The organism is Alkalibacterium psychrotolerans (genome assembly GCF_054784355.1).
In genome coordinates, this window is sequence record NZ_BAAGPH010000097.1 from 1 (window position 1) to 3251 (window position 3251).

The window sequence follows — 3251 nt, forward strand, 5'->3', positions numbered from 1 at the left end:
CCGGCGGCATTCAAAGAAATTTTGATTGGAAATCAGTCAAACCAAGAACAAATTGCTGCGTAATTTCTTTGGTGAGGGTTAATCCGATAGGATTGTGAAGCATTTATTAGGGTGCGAAACTTGAGTAGATAAGTATAAAAAAACACCGCTAGCATTGAAGAAATTGCAAGGGGTAGCCTTTGAAAAAGGGCTTATGACAGAGTTCCCTCCTGACCGTAAAGAGCGCTTAAACGTAACATTGGGAAGAATGGACAGTTCCTTAAATAGGTTTAGCAGTCCTGACTATGATAGTTATGATGTCAAAGTTAAAATGATCGCTGAAGGCGCTATTGGTGGACACGCTCGGGATATAAAGTACTATCGTAGTTTGTAAAAGTAAATAAGGATTAAGGACACAGCAGCTATTGTTGTGTTCTTTCTCTAAATTTTGGTATGTCAACACTTTTTTGAACAGAAATGATAAAGCGTAAGCGTTCCTTAAGTTCACGAGCGTGTGCCTCACTTAACCGAATGAGCAACGCCCTTCGTGCAATCAATCGGCTGGTTAATCTAACAGACTGTGTCCGGGACTACAAGGGCAAGACCACCCTTTCCGTCCCGGCCCCATCCTGTTGTGTTGACGTGGCCGACCGATAGACGAATGACTCAGCTCCTTTGTTTGAAGGTTGTTTTTTTTCCCACTCCTGACGGAAATCGATTGGAGAAGCATAGTTTAATGCCCCATGAGGACGAAAGTTATTCCACCAATGGACGTAGTCCATAAGTTGGACCTGCAAGTCGTAGAGGGTGTCAAAATGATTGTCATAAACAAATTCAAACTTGAACGATTTATACGTCGATTCTGCGACGGCATTATCGTATGGATTGCCCTTTCGGCTCAATGAGCGTTCAATATCAAACGTATCAAGCAAGTCATCAATGGTGTGGTTATCAAACTCTTTCCCACGATCCGTATGAAAAATCTTGACTGTATGTAAATCACGTTTGATGGTTGCCATAGCCTGCATAACCAAGTCAGCGGTTTTGTGGGGACCCGCTGAATAACCGATAATTTCACGGTTGAATAAATCCAAAATGAAACACACATAAAACCAGGCTTTCGCCACTTTAACGTAGGTCAGGTCTGTGACAATAGCTGTCATGGGTTCTGTTTGAGAGAACTCACGGTTCAATGTATTCTCAAGCTTCGCTTGATTTACCCCAGTACTCTGTGGTTTATAAGACGGACGATTATATTTAGACACCAAATTAAACTTTTTCATAATACGTCCAATACGTCGGCGAGACACAGTATAGCCTTGCTTTTCCAGTACAGGTTTAAGCTTTCGTGTACCGTAGGTATTTTTACTTCTGGCAAATTCATCGACAATGGCTTGTTCCAGCACCGACTCATTCTTTTTCTTTTGGACTTTATAGTAGTATGATCCACGGTTTATCTTTAGGGCACGGCACATCGCTGATATAGAATACTTGTGTGTATTTGCTTTGATTACTTCGACCTTCGCCCGAATATCAGCGCCGCTTGCTTTAAAATATCATTTTCCATTTCCAGTTGAGCATTTCGTTTTTTCAGTTTGTGTAATTCTTTTTGTTCAGGCGTCAAGTTATCCTGATGTTTAAACGATCCAGTCCTATTGTGCTCACGGACCCAACGGTCAAAAGTAGAAGAGGTCAGTTCATACTCCGAAATGACCTCATTTCTCGGCTTACCTGCATTGTGTAAATCAACAATTTGTTGTTTAAATTCTTTTGAATACTCGCGTCTTTGTCTACGGTTGGACATCATTTATTCCTCCTGTGTGTTTTCTCTAGTATACACACCTTATCTTTTCTGTCCAACTTAGTGTAGACCATCCATTTGATGCAGCGCTCCATGCAACGCAACGCAAAACGTTGCAACGCAGAAAACAGCTTATTAGAGGCATTAAAAGGCTTAATAGATGCTAGTAAATGCTAGTAATTATGTTGGTAAATGTTAGTGATCTGTTAGGTTTTGCAAGGCTTTGACTGTGGTAAATCGTGGTATTAATCGGCTCTAGGACGCTTGCAAATGATAGCATAATTCGATAAACCACACGGCGAAAAATGTTAGCAAATGTTAGCATGATAAAAGTTTTGGAATGATGGCAAATGATGGCATAAATGAACTTACTCATTTTTGAGCAGGTTGACAAATGTTAACCTAAATAGAATGTACCCGGGCTGAATAGTCAGCCGGGCAACTGTCGAAACTATATAATTCAGGAGGCTTATATGTTTGATAATGATCTGTTTGAATATTTAGAAAAAGAAGTAGACGAGACTAAGACAAGGCAAAACGTAAAGCGACTGCTTAGAAGCTATAAGAAGATACAGGCCATGGCTCATAACGGTGGGGAAGATGCAGCTATCTCTAGAATAAGTCATACAGGCCATATAAGAGGCAGTCAACAGAATTCAGATATTATAGGTCAAGCAGTAGCTAAAAGAGAGAAGGCTAAAGCTATCTATGATGATATAGAGCAAGCATTTAACCGGGTAGATGAAGATTATCTTAAGTGCATGAAGCTTTACTATTTTAAACCCTCTACAACAACAAATATAAATATTTACTTAGATGAATCTATCTCAGAATCCACCTACTATAACTATGTTAAAAGAGCAGAATTAGAGTTTGCTGATTACTATAGAGCAGGAGCGTTGAAGGTTTTCAAATAATGCTTTCCAGGAGTGTTAAATGACTAACTTAAATACAAAGGCGACAGTGGACAGAGCGAAAAACGTTCTAAAAGAATACAGAAAAGCTAAACGGTTAGCGCCTGATGAAATAGATTTTAAGTACAAAAGACGTTCAGAAATAGGCTCTCTAGGACTATATGCCTTAGAGCAGCTTACATACCTTGATGAGGCTATAAGCAGTCTCAAAGAAGAGCAAAAAGAGATAATCATGAAGCGATATGTACAGATAGAAGAAATATCTGATATAGAAATATACTACTCATTAGGATACTCAGAATCAGCCTATTACCGTCAATTAAAGAAAGCATTAGTCAAGTTTGCTGAAGCATATAAAGCAGGTGAGTTGTTGGTGTTCAAAGAAGAGTAGCTCTTTTCCATATAAAAACACAATCTCCTCAATACTTTGTTACTCAAGTTTCGCACCCTAATAAATGCTTCACAATCCTATCGGATTAACCCTCACCAAAGAAATTACGCAGCAATTTGTTCTTGGTTTGACTGATTTCCAATCAAAATTTCTTTGAATGCCGCCG

Annotated in this window: 3 protein-coding genes; 2 read left to right on the forward strand and 1 reads right to left on the reverse strand. The window is 39.3% G+C overall.

Annotated elements, in window-relative coordinates:
- Positions 1-569: 569 nt before the first annotated feature.
- Positions 570-1783 (reverse strand): IS3 family transposase gene (locus ACYVLS_RS09135; RefSeq protein ID WP_460323789.1). Its coding sequence is split into 2 segments (ribosomal slippage): positions 570-1498 and positions 1498-1783, totalling 1215 coding nucleotides; the frame shifts between segments, so codons are not numbered across the junction.
- Between the two features lie 470 nt (positions 1784-2253).
- Here ACYVLS_RS09135 and ACYVLS_RS09140 point away from each other — a divergent pair.
- Positions 2254-2697: an ArpU family phage packaging/lysis transcriptional regulator gene (locus ACYVLS_RS09140; RefSeq protein ID WP_460323785.1), complete on the forward strand. Its 444-nt coding sequence runs from the start codon at positions 2254-2256 to the stop codon at positions 2695-2697.
- A 19-nt stretch (positions 2698-2716) separates the two neighbouring features.
- A complete protein-coding gene (locus tag ACYVLS_RS09145; protein WP_460323787.1) occupies positions 2717-3085 on the forward strand; it encodes an ArpU family phage packaging/lysis transcriptional regulator in 369 nt (122 codons plus the stop codon).
- Positions 3086-3251 lie beyond the last annotated feature (166 nt).

What these genes read in the sequence shown, in the direction of transcription:
- ACYVLS_RS09140 (WP_460323785.1), top strand. Translation starts at nt 2,254, where the DNA reads ATGTTTGATAATGATCTGTTTGAATATTTAGAAAAAGAAGTAGACGAG.
- ACYVLS_RS09145 (WP_460323787.1), top strand. Translation starts at nt 2,717, where the DNA reads ATGACTAACTTAAATACAAAGGCGACAGTGGACAGAGCGAAAAACGTT.